Here is a 17,305-nt window from a genome sequence, read left to right on the forward strand (position 1 = left end):
CCTGGGCTGAGCTGGTGCGCGGGGCGGGCCGGCGTGGATGCGCTCCGGCGGGCGCGGTCAGGCCGGCTTACGGGCGACGAACAGGCCCCAGCCGAATTCACCCCGGTCGATCGCGGCCTGGATCTCGTCGCAGGAGGCGGCGAAGCCGAGGATCCACGTCCGGGCCGCCTCGTCGTCGGTGGCGGCGGCCCGCTGCCGGGCGGTCTCGCCCAGCACCCGGTAGGTCTGCCGGATGTGGCTGTCCAGGCTGCGCGCGACGGTCACCTCGAACCCGGCCGCCGTCAACGCCTCCCGGTAGCCGTCGAGGGAGTAGCCGCTGCTCCACCGCACCCGGTCGTAGACGTGCCGGCGGGCCGCCTCGCCGATCTCGGCGACGGGTTGCAGGAAGTCGGTGACGGCCAGCGTCCCGCCGGGGGCGAGCACCCGGAACATCTCCGCGTGGCTGCGCGGCTTGTCCGGCACCAGGAACAGCGCGTCCTGGCTGACCACGTGGCTGAAACCGCCGTCGTCGTACGGCAGGGCGGTGGCCGAGCCGTGCCGGAAGGCGACCGGCAACGCGTCGTCGCGTCCGGCGAGTTTGCCCTGGGCGAAGCGGACCCGTTCGATGCTCAGGTCCACCCCCTCGCCGCGGCACCCGGTGCGCTCGGCCAGCCGCAGCAGGAAGTTGCCGCAGCCACAACCGACGTCCAGCACGGTGGCCGAGGCGTCGATGCCGGCGTCGGCGGCGAGCAGGTCGGAGGTCCGGTCGGCCGCCGCCGGGTAGTCGGTGTCCTCCGGCCCGGCGAAGTAGCCGGTGTGCAGCACCCCCTCGCTGTCCCAGAAGCTGAGGTACGTCTGGGTGGTCTGGTCGAAGAACTCGGAGACGTCCCGTTCGGTGAACTGGCTGGTCGTGGACATGCAGGCACTCCTTCGTGCGGGGCGGGCGTGGGGCCGGCGCGGCCGGGCGGGGGTCAGGCGTAGGTGTCCTTGCGGACCCCGGTCAGGTGGGGCAGGTCCGGGCCGGTCGCCGCGGCCCCGCCGTCGATCAGGTGCACCCCGGCGGTGACGAACGAGGCCCGCTCGCTGGCCAGGAAGGCGGCCACTGCGGCCACCTCGTCCGGCCGGGCCAGCCGGCCCAGCGCGCTGTGGTGCCCCATCGCCCGCAGCCGGGCCTCCGCGTCACCGTCGGTGGCGAGCCGGGCCGCGGCGCGTTCCATCGGCGGGGTCCGCACCCCGCCCGGGGCCAGCACGTTGACGGTGATGCCGTCCCGGCCGACGTCCACGGCGAGACCCTGGGCGAAGCGGACCAGCGCCGCCCGGGTCACCCCGGACAACACCAGTGGCCCGATCGGCACGCAGGCGGTCTCGGAGGCGACGAAGAGCAGCCGGCCCCACCCGGCGGCCCGCAGGTGCGGCAGCGCGGCGGTGGCCAGCGCCACCGCCGGCAGCAGCACCCGGTCCACGGCGGCCCGGTAGTCCTCGACGTCGAAGCCGGTGGCGGTGCCGACGGGTGGGCTGCCGCCGCCGGCCACCAGCACGTGCACGCCGCCCAGGTCGGCGGCGACCGCGTCGACCCAGCGGCGGGCCGCGTCGGGGTCGGTCAGGTCCACGCTGGTGGCGCTGACCCGACCGGTCGCCACCTGCGCCACCTCGCGTTCGGCGGCGGCCAGCCGGTCCGGGTCACGGCCACAGATCGCCACCTGGGCGCCCTCGGCGGCGAACTCCTTCGCGCAGGCCAGCCCGATGCCGCTGGAACCCCCCGCGACCAGGGCCACCCGCCCCTTGAGCCCGAGATCCACGCCCGTTACCTCCCGTTGTCCGGTGCGGTGTCGACCCGTGCCGCGCCGGGACCGGCCGGGGACCGGTAGCCGTAGCGGCCGAACAGTGGCCAGGCCAGCGCGGTGGCGGCCAGCCGGCGGCGGGGTGACAGGGTGCGCCGCCAGCCGTCGTCGGAGTCCCGGATCACGGTCGGCCCGGTGCGGAACCGGTCCGGGTTGCCGGTCACCGTGTGGTTGGGGTGCAACCGCACGGTGCGCCCGTGCACCGGGTTGCCGGCCGGGTCGGCGTCGCAGAGCCGCAGCAGCGCGTCGACGGTGCCGGTCGGGTCGGCGGTGAACTCCTCGTAGCGCAGGAACATCGACCGCTCCGGGTGCCGGCGGGTGATCGCGGCGGACGCCAGGTTGAAGCCGTGCCAGTAGGCGGTGCTCCGGGCGGCGGACATCGCGTAGACGTACTGCTTCGGTTCCCGCCACGAGTGCGCCACCGCCCGGGGGTCGCGGACCAGGTGCACGTAGTACGGCCGGATGCCGGGCAGGTGGGACAGCAGCGCGGCCTCCCCGGGGATCTTCGTGGTGTCCACGATCACCCGCGCGCCGGTGCGTTCGGCGATGCCCCGGTAGACCCGGCCCATCAGGTCGGCGTGCGCCCGGATCTCGTCGTCGTACAGGCCGCGCCGCAGCACCCGCCAGGTGTGCCTCGTCCGCACCCGGCTCCACTGCCGACGGATCACCGTCTCGGCGTGCGCGTCGGGCGACGTGCCCTCGGGGCGGCCGATCGGCAGCACCGACGACCAGATCGGGCAGCCGGTCAGCGCCTCGCCGCAGCCGCACCGGTCGTTGACCCCCCGGCCGGTGGCGTTCTTCCACAGGAAATGCAGCTCACCGACGTGGAAGAAGCCGGGCACCTCGTTGAGGACGTTGCCGATGATGGTGCTGCCGTTACGGCACCAGCCGGTGACGCAGAGGACGGTCAACGGTGCGCTCATCCCGCGGTCACCCCCGTCGGCGCGGCGGCCGGGCGGCCGATCCGTACCGCGAGGACGGCGGCGAGCAGCGCGCAGGCCGCGCCGACGGTGAAGACCGCCGGATAGCCGAAGCCGGCGGCGACCAGGCCGGTGACCGGCCCCCACACCGCGAGCCCCAGATCCCAGAACGAGGTGTACGCGCCGATCGCCGCGCCCTGCCGCGCCGGGTCGGTCCGGTTCATCACCATCAGCGCCAGCGACGGGTGCAGCAGCGAGAAGCCGACCCCCATGATCACGCTGCCGACGACGGCGACCGGCAGGTTGGGGGCGACCGCGATGACGGCCAGCCCGACCGCCTCGCCGACCCCGCACCAGGCGGCCACCCGGCGCGGGCCGAGCCGGTCGGGCAGGTGGCCGATGACCAGCCGGGTGCCGGCGTAGACGGCGCTGAAGCAGCTCAGCACCACCACCCCGTGGCCGATGTCGCGGGTGTCCAGGTGCAGCACCACGAACGCGGCGAGCCCGGCGTAACCGGCCGCGCCGAAGGTCAGCGCGATCCCGGGCAGCAGCGCCGGCCGCAGCAGCAGCCCACCGCCGCCACCGGTCGGGGCGGTCCGGGGCGGCGTCGGCACCATGGCGATCAGCCCGGCGGCGACCAGCGGCGCGGCGGCGCTGAGCACCCAGACCGCGGTGAAGGAGACCTGTTGCAGGGTGGCGCCGAGGAACGTGCCGGCGGAGATGCCGCCCCACATGCTCACCCCGTACAGGCCGATGAGCTGGCCGCGCCGGTGGTGCGGGGCCAGCGCCACCGTCCACACCGCGCCGGCGGTGAACAGGGCGGCCTCCCCCGCGCCGAGCAGCAGCCGGACCGCGACCAGCGCGGGCACGCTCAGCGGCAGCAGGTAGAGCAGGCCCCCGGCGGCGACGACCAGCGCCCCGGTCAGCATCACCGTGCGGTGGCCGTGCCGGTCGGCCAGCGCGCCGGCGACCGGGCGGACCAGCAGTGCGGTCGCCGCGGTCACGGTGACCACCAGGCCGACGGTGAAGTCCCCGGCGTCGTGCCGGTCGCGCAGGAACGCCGGCAGCACCGGGATGACGGCGGTGAGCCCCAGGTAGCCGGCGAAGAGGCCACCGAAGATGCCCACCATCGCCAGCCGGGGGACGGCGGTGTCCCGGGTGGGGGTGGCGGTCATGCGCGCACCGGCTCCACCCCGACGGGTGCCGGGTCGGACGCCGCCGACCCGACCGCCACGGGGGCCGAGGCGGCGGCCACCTTGCGGACGGCGCGGATCAGCTGGTCGCAGTCGTCGGGGGTCAGACTGGACGACAGCGGCACGTCGACCGTCTCGGCGAGCAGCCGGGCGGTGCGCGGCAGGGTGGCGCGGATCCGCGCCGGGTCGGTCTCGTCGTACATGAACCGCCAGTTCCAGAAGGCGCGCACGTTGAGGTCGTCGTCCGCGCCGATGTTGCGGGCGTCGATGCCCTCGGCCCGCAGGGCGCGGGTGAACCAGCCCGCGTCGCCGCCGGGCACCCGGAACACGAACGCCTCGCCGAGGTACGCCCCGGGCGCGACCGGGTTGCGCACCGCGATCCCCGGCAGGTCGGCCAGCGCGCCGCTGACCTGGGCGTAGTTGCGGTGGAACAGGGCCAGCCGTTGCGGCAGCCGGGTCAACTCGGCCCGCAGCAGGGCGGCCCGGATCTCGTCCATCCGTAGGCTGAGCAGGGGCAGTTCCAACCCGTCGACGGGTGGCTCGGTGTCCGGGAAGTGCCGCCGCAACCGTCCCTCGTACGCGCCGGAGAGCGCCACCGCCCGCCCGAACAGGGTGCTGTCGTCGGTGACCAGGAAGCCGCCCTCGCCGCAGTTGAGCGCCTTGTCGGACTGGGTGCTGAACGCCCCCGCCACGCCGAACGTGCCGAGCTTGCGGCCGTCCAGCTCGGCGCCGAGGGCGGGCACCGCGTCCTCGATCAGCGGGACGCCCATCTCGGCGGCGAACGCGGCCAGCGCCGCCACGTCGGCGGCGAAGCCCCGCATGTGCACCACCAGGATCGCCTTGATCTCCGGTCGCCAGCGGCGGCGCAGGTCGTCCAGATCCATCCGTAGGTCGTCGTCGACCTCGACCAGGAATGGTCGGCAGCCGGCCAGCACAATGGCGCTGGGGGTGGCCACGAAGGTGAATCCGGGGCAGGCCACCAATGCGCCGGGCGGAACGGCGGCCCCCATGATGGCCAGCGCGAGCGCGGCGGTGCCACTGGATACCGCGAGTGCGTGCCGGGTGCCGAAGTAGCGGCACAATTCGGCCTCGAACTGCCCGCACTCGGTTTCCGACTCGTTACGGTGGTCGTAGCGGAAGTAGAGGTGGCTGCGGATTGCCCGCATCGCCGCTTCCTCGTCCTCCTGGCAGACGTGCACGGCACCCTTGTCGTAGGTCGGCCAGGGGGTGCGCCGGACCGGTGCACCGCCGTGGAGGGCGAGCTGTTGGTGCAGCTCGACGCCGTGCGACCCGGCTTCGGGCCGGGTTGACGCGGGAGCTTCGTCGTTCCCGTTCACCGGTGTGCTCCTGACTGCCTGCGGTGGTTTTTCCGAGTTAGTCGATAGGAAATGCGCGCGGGGCTTCCACCTCGCGGGCAACCGCATCGAAATGCCGAAACAACCACCAGATCCGACATTTGCGCGGGCCGGGAATCCAGTGAACAACATGATTGCCCTCGGGATGCGGGCCGTCAACCGTCGATCTCGTGTGGAGCGCCGACTTAGCATCCGTTGAGGAGGGTCGACCGTGCCCGTCATCGCGCACAGTGACGATTGGCAATGGCGAATGGCCAGGCGCGTCGGTGCGTCGTATTGCCCGGCCTGCACGAAGGCGACGCCGGTGGGCCGCCGGCCTCCTACCGTCCGTGCGGGGCTGCCCCGCGGGGCAGACATCCCGGCACACGGTGGCCCGCCGGCCGCCGACCGGGGCGGCGGGTTGACCGGACGGGTCGGGACGGCCGTCAGACGGTGTAGAGGACCTTGACGCCGCTGATGCTCGTCGCCGAGACGGCGGTGCCCCGGACGCCGGAGTTGAGGTTGCGCCAGCCGTTGTCGCTGGCGGCCTCGTGCACCATGCCGCCGGCCACGGTGTAGATGATCTTCACGCCGTTGAAGGCGATCGCGGCCAGGGCGTCGGGGCTGACCCCGGAGATCCCCGAGTTGAGGTTGCGCCAGCCGTTGACGCTGTTCGCCTCGTGCACCCAGCCGCCGACCACGGTGTAGACGTACTTCACGCCGTTCAGGCTGATCACGGCCAGCGCGTTGGGGCTGACGCCGGAGATGCCGGAGTTGAGGTTGCGCCAGCCGTTGTTGCTGGCGGCCTCGTGCACCCAGCCACCGACCACCGTGTAGATGATCTTCACGCCGTTGTGGTTGATGGCGGCGAGAGCGTTGCTGCTGACCCCGGAGATGCCGGTGTTCAGGTTGCGCCAGCCGTTGGCGCTGCTCGCCTCGTGCACCCACCCGCCGACCACGGTGTAGATGTACTTCACGCCGTCCACGTTGATCACGGCCAGCGCGTTGTTGCTGACCCCGGAGATGCCGGTCCACAGGTTGCGCCAACCGGTGTCGCTGGACGCCTCGTACACCCGGCCGTCGTTGACCGTGTAGAGCAGCTTGTTGCCGCCCATGACCATCGACGCGGTGGCCGAGCCGGTGATGCTGTTGACCGGCAGCATCTGCCAGCCGCTGTGGCTGCCGGACTCGTACACCTGGCGGTTGGCGGCCTGGCCGCAGTTGCGGCTGGTCATGTTCCGGGCCGGCGAGGTGGGGCCGGAGACGTACAGCGGGCCGGTGGACGGGCTGCCGTCGGAGGTGATGCCGGAGGGCACGCCGTCGAAGTACGACTCGGTCTTGACGCCGTCGCGGACCTGCTCGTAGTGCAGGTGCGGGCCGGTGGAGTTGCCGGTGCTGCCGACCCGGCCGAGCTGCTGGCCGGTCGCCACCCACTGCCCGGTGGCGACCATCGGCGTCTCGATCATGTGCAGGTAGAGCGTCCGCCAACCGCCGCCGTGTTCGACGATCACATGCCAGCCACCGCCGCTGCCCCAACCGGCGAAGGCGACGGTGCCCCCGTACGAGGCGAGGATCGGCCGGCCGTTGCTGGCCCCGCCGGTGAAGGTCAGGTCGATGTCGTAGTCGTCGTGACCGTAGTAGGTGGCCAGCCGCCAGGTCTCGCCGCAGGGCACCGGCATCTGGAAGTTCGGTCGGGGTCCGGCGGCCCGGGCCGGGCCAGCCACGACGGTGGCGACACCCCCGGCGGCGAGCACCACGACACCGACGGTCGCGAGCGCCAGGCGGGCCGAGGTGAGGACCCGGGCGAGTGGACCCGTCATGACGGACTTCCCTCCTGAGCGGAGCATCGTTCGAAGGAAGTCGATCCTACGGGTCGGACGTCCCTCCGGGGGGAGCTGTGCGGGCGGAGCACGCGGTCCCGGTCCGGATCCGTCGGGCGTCGTCGAGGCCGGACGGGCCGGGCCGCCCGCCGGTGATCGCCCCGTAGAGGAAACGGGCGACCCTCCCGTCGGTATCGGACCGGGGCGCGATGCCGCGGACGTGAGCGGTCCCCGCCACCGACCGGTGGCGGGGACCTGGATGCGCCGGTGTCACGACGAGATCGTCAGGTGGAACGCCCGGTCGGCGGGTGCGCCCGCCGAGGTGAACGTCTGGACGAACACGCCGTTCGGCACGCCGGCCCGGCCGACCACCGCGATCTCACCGCTGGGTGAGCCCCCGACGGAACCGGTCAGACCGATGCTCCCCACGTACGCGGAACGGGTCACGTCGTGGCTGAACACCACCTGGTACTGCCCGACGGCCAGGCGGGTGGACGAGACCACCCCGAAACCACGGTTCAGCACGCCTGTCGACTCGACCACCGCCCAGAAGAGCTGCGCTGTCGGCGGCATGCCGGCGGAGGTGGCCGGGACGAGGAGCGCGGTGGCCTCGGCGACGTCGCTGGGGCTCGCGACGGGCTGGGCGGTCTGCTTGGTGGACTCGGTGGACATGGTGCCTCCTTCGGTGGGCCGCACGGATGCGGCGGTGTGGTGGTAAAAGGGCGAATTTGCTGATCAGATACCAGATGCTGGTTGAATCTGATCAATGCACCTTTATAAGTTGAACGGTACGTACTCCGGCCCGGGTCAAGCCAGGGGTAAGGGTGTCCAATCATGGACAGGCGACTATTTGATCACGCTACTGAGCTGCGTATATACCGCGAGTGGCCGGTGGGCGGGAGGGCGTGGGAACCCGCCGCGCGGGGTGGAGTCGTAGCGGGGACCTGAACCGCAGGGCACGCCGTCGGATATCTGACGGCCTGGTGACGGCAGGGCGGTCGTTCCACGGCTGGTCGCATGATCGTCCACCGTGTACGGTCGCGTCCGTTGCTCGCTAGGTCGGCCCGGTGGTAGTCGAGGCGGGTGGATGTCGCCGTGAGGGGGCCGGATGGCGTGGGACAGGATCGGCGGCTACGAGATCGTCGCACCGCTCGGGTCGGGCGGAATGGGCGACGTGTTCTTCGCGGTGTCGCCTACCGCGGAGCGGGTCGCGGTCAAGGTGATCAAACAGCACCTCATCGAGGCGCCGACGGTCCGGGAGCGGTTCGCCGCCGAGGTCGACAGCCTGAAGCTCGTCTACGGTTCCCGGGTCGCCCGGCTGGAGGGCGCCGACCCGTACGCTCAGCCGGCCTGGCTGGCTGTCGAGTACGTCCCCGGTGCGACGCTGCGTCAGCACGTCGACGCCCGGGGGCCGTTGCCGTTGCCGCTGGCCGCCCTGGCCGGCGCGATGCTCGCCGAGGGCCTCGACAAGGTGCACCAGGTGAAACTGCTGCACCGCGACCTGAAACCGCAGAACATCATCCTGGGGCCGGACGGACCGAAGCTGATCGACTTCGGCCTCGCCATCCTGATCGAACGCCACGCCTACCTGACCGAGCCGGGCGCCCTGGCCGGCACCCCCGCCTACATGTCACCCGAGCAGGTCAAGGGCGATCGGAAGCTGACCGAGGCGGTGGACATCTACGGGCTGGCCGCGACGCTGGTCTTCGCGCTCACCGGCCACGGCCTCTACCCCTCGACCAACTCGTGGAATCTGCTGCTGCGGATCAGCGAGCCGGACGACCTACCCGATCTGTCCGGTGTGCCGGGCGAGCTGGCCCAGCTGCTCGGCACGATGCTCGCCTTCGACCCCACCGCCCGTCCCGGGCTGCACGACGTCCGTACCCGGCTGTTGGCGGTCGCCACCGCCACGAGCGGCCGGAGCATCCACGCCCTGCGGCAGGAGCTGGCCGCGCTCACCTACGACGGGGAAACCGAGCTGCTCGTCCCACCGGACCTGGACGACCCGAAGCAGGACCCGGAGGGTGGCCCGCTCGTCGAAGGCGACACCGGCACCACACCGGAATCGACCCCGACCACAGCCGATCCCGACCGGCCCGCCGGCCGATCGGACGTCACCTGGCTGGTCGACAAGATCCGCCGTCAGTACGCCCGCCGCGCGACCCTGTAGGAAGGCTCCACCCCGATGACCACCCCCCAGGCCACCACCTTCGCCCCGGGTTCCCGCATCGTCGTGCGGGACGAGGAGTGGCTGGTCCGCAGCGTCAGGACCGGCACCGCGGACGGCACGATGGTGAAGGCCGTCGGCGTGTCCGAGTTCGTGCAGGACGTCGAGGCGAGCTTCTTCACCGCCCTCGACGAGATCACCCCGCTGGTGCCCGAGGACACGGCGCTCGTCCAGGACACCTCGTCGCGGTTCCGGCAGAGCCGACTCTTCCTGGAGGCGGTGCTGCGGCGTACGCCGTTGCCGCGTACCGAGCGGGGGTTGGCGCTGGCCGACCGCTTCCTGTTGGATCTGCTGCCCTACCAGCAGCGGCCCGTCGAGCTGGCGTTGTCCGGGCTGCGGCCCCGGATCCTGCTGGCCGACGTGGTGGGGTTGGGCAAGACGCTGGAGATCGGGCTGATCCTCGCCGAGCTGATCCGCCGGGGCCGGGGCGACCGCATCCTGGTGGTGTCACCGCAGCAGGTCCTGGAGCAGTTCCAGCGGGAACTGTGGACCCGGTTCGCGATCCCGTTGGTCCGGCTCGACTCGACCGGCATCCAGCGGATCCAGCAGGAGATCCCCGCCGGGCGCAACCCGTTCACCTACTTCAAGCGGGCCATCATCTCGGTCGACACCCTCAAGGACGCCGGCCAGTTCGGGCACCACCTGGAGGCCACCACCTGGGACGCCGTGGTCATCGACGAATCGCACAATCTGATCAACAAGGGCACCCAGCGCAACGAGCTGGCCCGCCGGCTGGCCGCCAAGACCGACGCGTTGCTGCTGGCCAGCGCCACTCCGCACAACGGCGACAAGGAGTCCTTCGCCCGGTTGATCTCGTTGCTCGACCCGGCGGCGATCGCCAACGAGAAGGACTACCAGGCCAGCGACATCGCGCACCTCTACCTGCGCCGCACCAAGATCAGCCCGGAGGTGCGCGACCAGATCGGCGACACGTGGGCCGACCGGGGACCGTCGCAGGCTCTGCACTGCCCGGCGGGCCCGATCGAGGAGCGGATCTTCGACGAGCTGACCGACGTGTGGTTGGCCGGCAGGTGGACCGACAGGGCGATCACCGGTCAGGACCGGCTCTTTCCGTACACGCTGCTGAAGTCGTTCCTGTCGTCGCACCGAGCGCTGCACGAGACGGTGACCAACCGGCGGAAGAAGGCCACCGGCACCGAGCGGGCGGCGCTGGACCGGCTCGCGGAGCTGACCACGGCGATGACCGACCAGGACTCCAGCAAGCTGCGTCGGCTGGTCGACGCGCTGCGGGAGATCGGGGTCGGCCGGGGCAGCGACACCCGGGCGGTGGTCTTCTCCGAACGGGTGCCGACCATCACATGGCTCGCCGACGTCGTCCCCGGGATGCTCGGCCTCAAGCCGACCGCCATCCGGGTGCTGCACGGCGGGGTGGCCGACTCCGACGAGCAGCGGATCCTGCAGGAGTTCGAGCTCGCCGGCAGCGAGGTCCGGCTGCTGTTCACCGGGGACGTCGCCTCCGAGGGCGTCAACCTGCACCGGCAGTGCCACCACCTGTTCCACTACGACATTCCGTGGAGTTTGATCCGGATCGAGCAACGTAACGGCCGGGTCGACCGCTACGGGCAGCAGCACCAGCCGCAGTTCCGGGCGCTGATCCTCACCTCCGCCCGCCCGGACGCCAAGGACGACCGGACGGTCGCCGAGAAGCTGCTGCGGCGGGAGGAGACCGCCCACCGCAGCCTCGGCAGCGTGGAGGCGGTCACCGGCCGGTACGACCCCAGGGCCGAGGAGGACCGCCTGGTCCGGGACCTGCTCGCCGGAAAGACGGTGGACGAGTCCTACGACGCCGCGCACGCCGAGATCGACGTGATGGCCGACCTGTTCGGCGAGGTGGGTACCGCCCCGGTGGCGGCGGACATCCCCCGTGCCCGGGTGCCGAAGCTGTTCGACTCGACCCGGGACTTCGTCGACGCCGCCCTCGCCGAGATCTACGACGACCGCCCTGAGGACCACCTCGACCTGCGCCGCGAGGACGAACTGTTCACCTTCCTCGCCCCCGACGACCTGGTGCACCGGCTCACCGACCTGCCCCGCTCCTACCTGCGTGCCCACCGCGAGGGCGAGGACCTGCGGCTGAAGGTCACCTTCGACCGCCGGCTGGCCCAACGCAAGCTCGACCAGGCCCGGCAGAGCAGGACGCCGACCTGGCCGGAGATCGCCTTCCTCAGCGACGTGCACCCGATGGTCGACTGGCTGGTCGACAAGGTGCTGATCCGGTTGGGCCGCCAGCAGGCCCCGGTGCTCACCGCCGACGTCGCCGCACCGACGTTCCTGATCCAGGGCGTCTACGCCAACCGCCTCGGCCAACCCACCGTCGTGCAGTGGATGGCGGTGACCGACCTGCCGGCGGCCCCGACGATCCGGCCGATGGACGAGGTGCTGCGCGAGGCAAACGTCGGTCCGACGATGGTCAACCGCGCCGAGCCCATCGCGATCGACCCGTTGCAGGCGCTGCTGCCGGCGGCCGTCCACGCCGCCCGGCAGTACCTCGAGGGCAAGCGCGCCGACTGGGCCGAGGCCAACGCCGAACCGCTGCGCCGGCACCGCCGGCAGTTGGCGGCCTTCGAGCAGACCAGCCTGCTCGACGAGCTGCCGGGTGTGCACCGGGAGAAACGTCGCCGCCGCGTCGACACCACCGTCAAGGAGCAGCACGACCTGCTGGACCGGCTGGAAACCACCGGCGATCCGCTGCTGCGGGTGCTCGCCGTCCTCGTACCGTCGCAGGGGAGTGCCGCATGAGTTTCGAGTCGCTGACCAACCGCGGCGAGTACCTTTCCGCGCACTACCTCGCCGAGCTCCTGCCCAGCACCCTCAAGGGTGGGCTGCTCAAGAAGTGGGCCGGGGACGAGAAGTCCGGGCGGGTCACCCCGCGCGCCGGGCTGCGCGGTATCCGCCGGCAGTTCTTCGACGCCAAGACCGAGCTGACCGACGTCGACCTGTTCGATCCGGAGCGGCTGCGTAAACACCACCACGAGGTGCTCAAGGCCCTCGGGTTCGACCCGCGGCCGCAGACCATCACCGTCGAACGCTCCGGCCAGGAGCACGAGGTGGTGGTGGCGCACGCCGAGTTGACCACCGCGCACGGCATCGTCGCGCTGGACTGCGGGTGGGCGGTCGACACCGAGGCCGCGCAGGACCCGGACGACGCCGGCCGGCTGCTCGACCCGCTCACCCTGTCGGGCACCGAGACCATCGCCACGGGCGCGAAGCTCGCGTCGCTGCTGTTCGCCGCCGACAGCCCGAAGCCCCGGTACGTGCTGATCCTCAGCGGTGGCGTGCTCACCCTCGCCGACCGCACCGCCTGGGGGGAGGGTCGTTACCTGGCGGTCAGCCTCGACACCGCGTACGCCCGCAACGACGAGCGGGAACTCGACGTCGTCGCCGCGTTGTTCGGCGCGGACTCGCTGCGCCCGCCGGCTGAGGGCGGCACCGAACCCCTCGCCGAGCTGGTCGCCGGCTCCCGGCAGCACGCCGTCGGGGTGTCCAGCGAACTCCGCGAGGGCCTGAAGGTCTCCGTCGAACTCATCGCCAACGAGGTGCTCGACCAGATCCGGCAGGCCGGCTTCCAACCGCAGGACGTGATGGACCTCGACGAGTTGGCCAAGGAGCTGGGCCGGGAGGCGCTGCGCTACCTCTACCGGATCCTGTTCCTGCTCTATGCCGAGGCCCGCCCCGAGCTGGGGGTGCTGCCGGTCAACGACCCGCAGTACGTCGAGGGTTACAGCCTGGCCCGCCTCGGTGACCTGGTGTCCCGCCGGTTGGCCCCCTCCGGCGAGGGCGGCTACCACCTCTACGAGTCGCTGGACCTGCTGTTCCGCATGGTCAACGACGGGCACCGGCCGCGCGGCGGTGTGGCGGTCGACGACCATGCCAGCGAGGGGGAGGGGCTGCGGTTCGAGCCGATGAAGTCGGACCTGTTCCTGCCGGAGCGGACCAGACTCATCGGCCGGCTGATCCCCGAGCCGGGCAGCGACCCCGACGACGAGCACGGCCCGAAGATCGACACCCGGCTGCGCAACAAGGTCCTCTACGAGGTGCTGCGCCGGCTGATGCTCACCCGGGGCGGCAAGCGGCGGCGCGGCGGTTTCATCTCGTACGCGCAGCTCGGCATCAACCAGCTCGGCGCGGTCTACGAGGGACTGATGTCGTACACCGGGTTCGTGGCCACCGAGCAGCTCTACGAGGTTGCCAAGAACGGCGACCCGAAGGACGGCTCGTGGATGATCCCGGCGTCCAAGGTCGACGACTACGACGACGGCGTCTTCGTCTACCGGGAGCACCCGTACACGGGCGTCCGCAGCCGGGTCAGTCACCAGCCCGGCGAGTTCGTCTACCGGCTCGCCGGCCGGGACCGGCAGACCAGCGCCTCCTACTACACGCCGCAGTCGTTGACCGAGGTCACCGTCCAACTCGCCCTGAAGTACCGGCTCGACCAGGACGGCACCGTCACCCCGGCCCGCGAGCTGCTGGACTGGACGATCTGCGAACCGGCGCTCGGCTCCGGCGCGTTCCTCAACGAGGCGATCAACCAGGTCGCCGCCGAATACCTGCGCCGCCGCGCCCGCGAGTTGCAGGTCGACCTGGAACCGGAGCAGTACCACCTGGAACTCCAGCGGGTGAAGGCGTACATCGCGCTGCACAACTGCTACGGCGTCGACCTCAACCGCACCGCCGTCGAGCTGGCCGAGGTGTCGCTCTGGCTCAACGTCATGCATGCCGGCCTGCAAGCGCCGTGGTTCGGCCTGCACCTGCAACGTGGCAACTCGCTCATCGGCTGCGGGCGCAAGACCTACACCCCGGCGCAGCTCGCCGACAAGTCGTGGCTGACCACCGCGCCCAAGGAACAGCCGTTCCGGGACGGCCCGATCGACCCCGACACCATCCACCACTTCCTGCTCCCCGCCGATGGCTGGGGCGCGGTCGCGGGCGAGAAGGAGGCCCGCGAGCTGGCGCCGGCCGAAACCGCCAAACTCAAAGCCTGGCGTACGGCGATGAAGCGCACGCCCTCCACCAAGGGCAAGAACTCGCAGGTCAAGCGGTTGCAGGGGCTGGCGCGGCGGGTCGAGTTCCTGTGGGGGCTGGTGCAGCAGCGCCTCGACATCTCTGAGCGGGAGATCCGCCGGCACATCCCGGTGTGGGGGGCCGACGACCTGCCGCCGGTCACCGAGGCGGTGCCCCGGGACGAGATCCTGGCCGACCTGACCGCGCCCGGCACGCCGTACTGGCGGCTCAAGACACTGATGGACGTCTGGTGCGCGCTGTGGTTCTGGCCGCTGGACAAGGTCGGCCTCCTCGACGGCACCGACCCGGCATACCCAACCACGCCCGTCCAGGTCACCCACGTCAAAGACGAGCCGGCGTACGACGAACCGGTGGTCTATGAGACGACGGACATCTTCGGCAACGTGCAGCCCCAGCAGCTGAAGATGCCGACGAAGGCAACCGGAACCCGACGGATGACGGTGGCGGAACAACTCCGCCAGCAGGTCCCCCTGACCAACCTGGACGACTGGCTCACCTTCGCCGAAGCACTCATCGGGCGCAGTGACGTGGACGAAAACACCGAGCGTTTCTATGGGCGGACTCTCACGAGTCTGAGCGAGATGAGTGACTTCGAACGGAAGCTCGACGGCGTCATCGGTGTCGACTCGCCGTGGATGCTTTCGGACCGGTTCCCGTGGTTGCTGGCTGGGGAACAGCTCGCCGAGCATCATGGCTTCTTCCACTGGGAGCTTAGGTTTGCTAGAGCCTTTTCGAACGGCGGGTTTGATTTGCAGGTGGGCAACCCGCCTTGGGTGAGGCCGAGATGGATAGAAGATACGGTTCTTGCCGAGTGTGATCCCTGGTTTGGACTCGTCGACAGGCCGGATCCTCCGACTGTCATCGCTCGCAAGGCTCACGTTCTGACTCCACATTCTATCGCGCGGCAATATTCTGAAGAGTTGTCTGCCCATTCCGCAACAATGAGTTACTTCTCGTCGCAGTCTGAGTACCCCCTCTTGGTGAACACTCAACCGAATTTGTATCGGGCCTTCATTGTTCGTGCATGGGCTAACTCCAGGGCTGTGGGGGTGGTTGGCTTTCTTCATCCGAACTCACATCTGAGTGGTACGAATGAGGGGGCACTTCGCGCTGCTTGTTACAAAAGAATGAGATTTCACGCCCACTTCATTAACCAAAGAAGGCAGTACCTGTTCAGCGAAGTCGATAACCATGTAGAGTTCGGTGTTCATGTTTATGGTCACAGTCGAGCGGTATTATTCAGACAGGCCGCTTGGCTATATGATCCTTCAACGCTCGTTGGCTCCCTTTCCCACGATGGTGTAGGTGATCTTCCTGGATTGAAATTCGCAGGGGATTGGGATTTGCGTCCGCACGCAGCTCGGATCGTGGAGGTCGACGAAGGGGTTTTGGCCGAGTGGCATATGATGGCGGGACATACAGATATGTCAGCCGGCGAAGCGAAGGTCCTTTATCCAGTAAGCTCGGCAGAGCAGGGTGCAATAAATGTGCTGGCGGGCTTTTCTCGGCGGCTTTCTGCCGACAGTATCAACCTTAGCCGCGGCTTTGTGGAGCGCGATGCGCAGCGTGAGGGCTTAGTCCGATGGGATACGGGCGCTGTGTCAGACTGGGGTGGCGTGGTGCTGCAAGGTCCGATGATTGGCATTGCGAATCCACTTGCAAAGCAACCGAACATGCCTTGCAGAAGCAATAAAGACTATCGGTTGATAGACCTCGTGAATGCGTCTGACGACTTCGTTCCGCGGACTAACTATCGGCAAGGCGTCGATGTGGTCGCTTTCAGGAGAGCGTTGGAGGAATGGAATGGTAGGCCCTTTACTGAATACTACCGGCTTGCGTGGAGGGAGATGATTTCGGTTAGCGGAGAGCGTAGTTTGTATTCTGCTCTCTACCCGCCGGGGCCGTCGCATGTTAAAGCAGTCCATACTCTTTGGCTGGGCAGCGACCGGAAGACTGCTTTGAATGCGGGGTTCTGGGCATCTCTGCCGTTGGACTACAGCGTGCGCATGTCTGGGAAGTCAACGCTGTATGGTAAAGAGATACTCGCTATTCCGGCTGCAAGCGAGTTTCATCCCTTGGCCGAGGCGCTTCTGCTGCGCATCCTTCGGCTGAATTGTGTCACCAATGCTTACTCCTCGCTGTGGAGTTCGCTCTTTAGCGTTTCTTGGGTAGGTAGCGAACAGTGGGCGGTGGCCTGGCCCAGGATTAACTCCCTATGTCCATCTCGGTCGCTATGGACGACGGAAACCCCCCTCCGCACCGAGTTCGAGCGACGTGCTGCTCTCGTGGAAATCGACGCATTGGTGGCAGCCTGGCTTGGCATCAATGCAGACGAGTTGGTTGCGCTGTTCAGGGCGCGCTACGCCGTGCTCGACTCGTACGAAGGCGAGATGTGGTTTGACGCCGCTGGGCGCAAGATCTCCCGTGAATTCCATGCTCAAGGCGTTGATCAGTCGAAAGATACATATAGTAAATTAAAAGCATATTTTGATGGCGAGGGTCAGTTGCCAATTCCGGAAGGCTATACCGCACCCTTTTATAAGGCGGATCGTGAGTCGGAGTACCGACAGGCTCATGAGTTCTTTAGTAGGCGATTGCAGGATGCTTCTGCGGGAGGCTGAGAGGATTGGCTGCCGGCCCTGACCGAGATGCCTAGCTTGCCTGCATCGAGTAGGTCTGCGTGTATGTCCCGCAACGGGTGTCCGCTGTGACGGGCTCGGAACACTGCTCACCCGTCCGTAGGCTACAGGTACTCTAAACAACTACCGTTGAAGTATTAAGGGTTGCTCCACTTAGGTTCGTAGCTATCCTGGCTCTCGTTTGAGGCCTTGCAACGGGCGTGCAATGTGTCTGCTGGTTGACAGCAGTGCGACTCCTGAGAGATTAAACTGCCGCAGTGGCGACTGTCAATCATGGCTCAAGCGTGTCCTCTTCTAGTCAAGCACGGG

10 protein-coding genes are annotated in these 17,305 nt (G+C 69.3%); 3 read left to right on the forward strand and 7 right to left on the reverse strand.

The features are described from left to right. Nucleotides 1–57: 57 nt before the first annotated feature. From O7612_RS14875 to O7612_RS14905, 7 genes are all read right to left on the reverse strand, one after another. Nucleotides 58–897: a class I SAM-dependent methyltransferase gene (locus tag O7612_RS14875; protein WP_282265009.1), complete on the reverse strand. Its 840-nt coding sequence runs from the start codon at nucleotides 895–897 to the stop codon at nucleotides 58–60. 53 nt (nucleotides 898–950) lie between these two features. After that, entirely contained in the window at nucleotides 951–1,778 is an 828-nt protein-coding gene (locus tag O7612_RS14880) for an SDR family oxidoreductase (protein ID WP_282265010.1), read from the reverse strand. 5 nt (nucleotides 1,779–1,783) lie between these two features. After that, on the reverse strand, nucleotides 1,784–2,743 hold the full coding sequence (locus O7612_RS14885; RefSeq protein WP_282265011.1) for a sulfotransferase: 960 nt from the start codon (nucleotides 2,741–2,743) through the stop codon (nucleotides 1,784–1,786). Beyond that, complete coding sequence (locus O7612_RS14890; RefSeq protein WP_282265012.1) at nucleotides 2,740–3,915, reverse strand: MFS transporter; 1,176 nt, start codon at nucleotides 3,913–3,915, stop codon at nucleotides 2,740–2,742. Before O7612_RS14890 ends, O7612_RS14885 begins: the two co-directional genes overlap by 4 nt. After that, nucleotides 3,912–5,270, reverse strand: a complete 1,359-nt coding sequence (locus O7612_RS14895; RefSeq protein ID WP_282265013.1) for an aminotransferase class I/II-fold pyridoxal phosphate-dependent enzyme — start codon at nucleotides 5,268–5,270, stop codon at nucleotides 3,912–3,914. The genes O7612_RS14890 and O7612_RS14895 overlap by 4 nt, the downstream gene beginning before the upstream one ends. A 443-nt stretch (nucleotides 5,271–5,713) precedes the next feature. After that, nucleotides 5,714–7,087 carry a M23 family metallopeptidase gene (locus O7612_RS14900; RefSeq protein ID WP_282265014.1) on the reverse strand — a complete coding sequence of 458 codons (1,374 nt, stop codon included), beginning with the start codon at nucleotides 7,085–7,087 and terminating at the stop codon, nucleotides 5,714–5,716. Between the two features lie 270 nt (nucleotides 7,088–7,357). Next, nucleotides 7,358–7,759 (reverse strand): hypothetical protein, encoded by a 402-nt coding sequence (locus O7612_RS14905; RefSeq protein ID WP_282265015.1) that lies wholly within the window; start codon nucleotides 7,757–7,759, stop codon nucleotides 7,358–7,360. A gap of 436 nt (nucleotides 7,760–8,195) precedes the next feature. Here O7612_RS14905 and O7612_RS14910 point away from each other — a divergent pair, with 436 nt between their 5' ends. From O7612_RS14910 to O7612_RS14920, 3 genes are read left to right on the forward strand one after another with little or no spacing between them, the layout of a single operon-like run. Beyond that, nucleotides 8,196–9,257 (forward strand): serine/threonine-protein kinase, encoded by a 1,062-nt coding sequence (locus O7612_RS14910; protein WP_282265016.1) that lies wholly within the window; start codon nucleotides 8,196–8,198, stop codon nucleotides 9,255–9,257. A gap of 15 nt (nucleotides 9,258–9,272) precedes the next feature. Further along, nucleotides 9,273–12,074, forward strand: coding sequence for an SNF2-related protein (locus tag O7612_RS14915; RefSeq protein WP_282265017.1), 2,802 nt, complete (start codon nucleotides 9,273–9,275; stop codon nucleotides 12,072–12,074). Further along, on the forward strand, nucleotides 12,071–16,978 hold the full coding sequence (locus tag O7612_RS14920) for a class I SAM-dependent DNA methyltransferase (RefSeq protein WP_282265018.1): 4,908 nt from the start codon (nucleotides 12,071–12,073) through the stop codon (nucleotides 16,976–16,978). Before O7612_RS14915 ends, O7612_RS14920 begins: the two co-directional genes overlap by 4 nt. Nucleotides 16,979–17,305 lie beyond the last annotated feature (327 nt).

The sequence above is a fragment of the Micromonospora sp. WMMD987 genome (assembly GCF_029581435.1).
In the GTDB taxonomy this organism is placed as follows: domain Bacteria; phylum Actinomycetota; class Actinomycetes; order Mycobacteriales; family Micromonosporaceae; genus Micromonospora; species Micromonospora rifamycinica.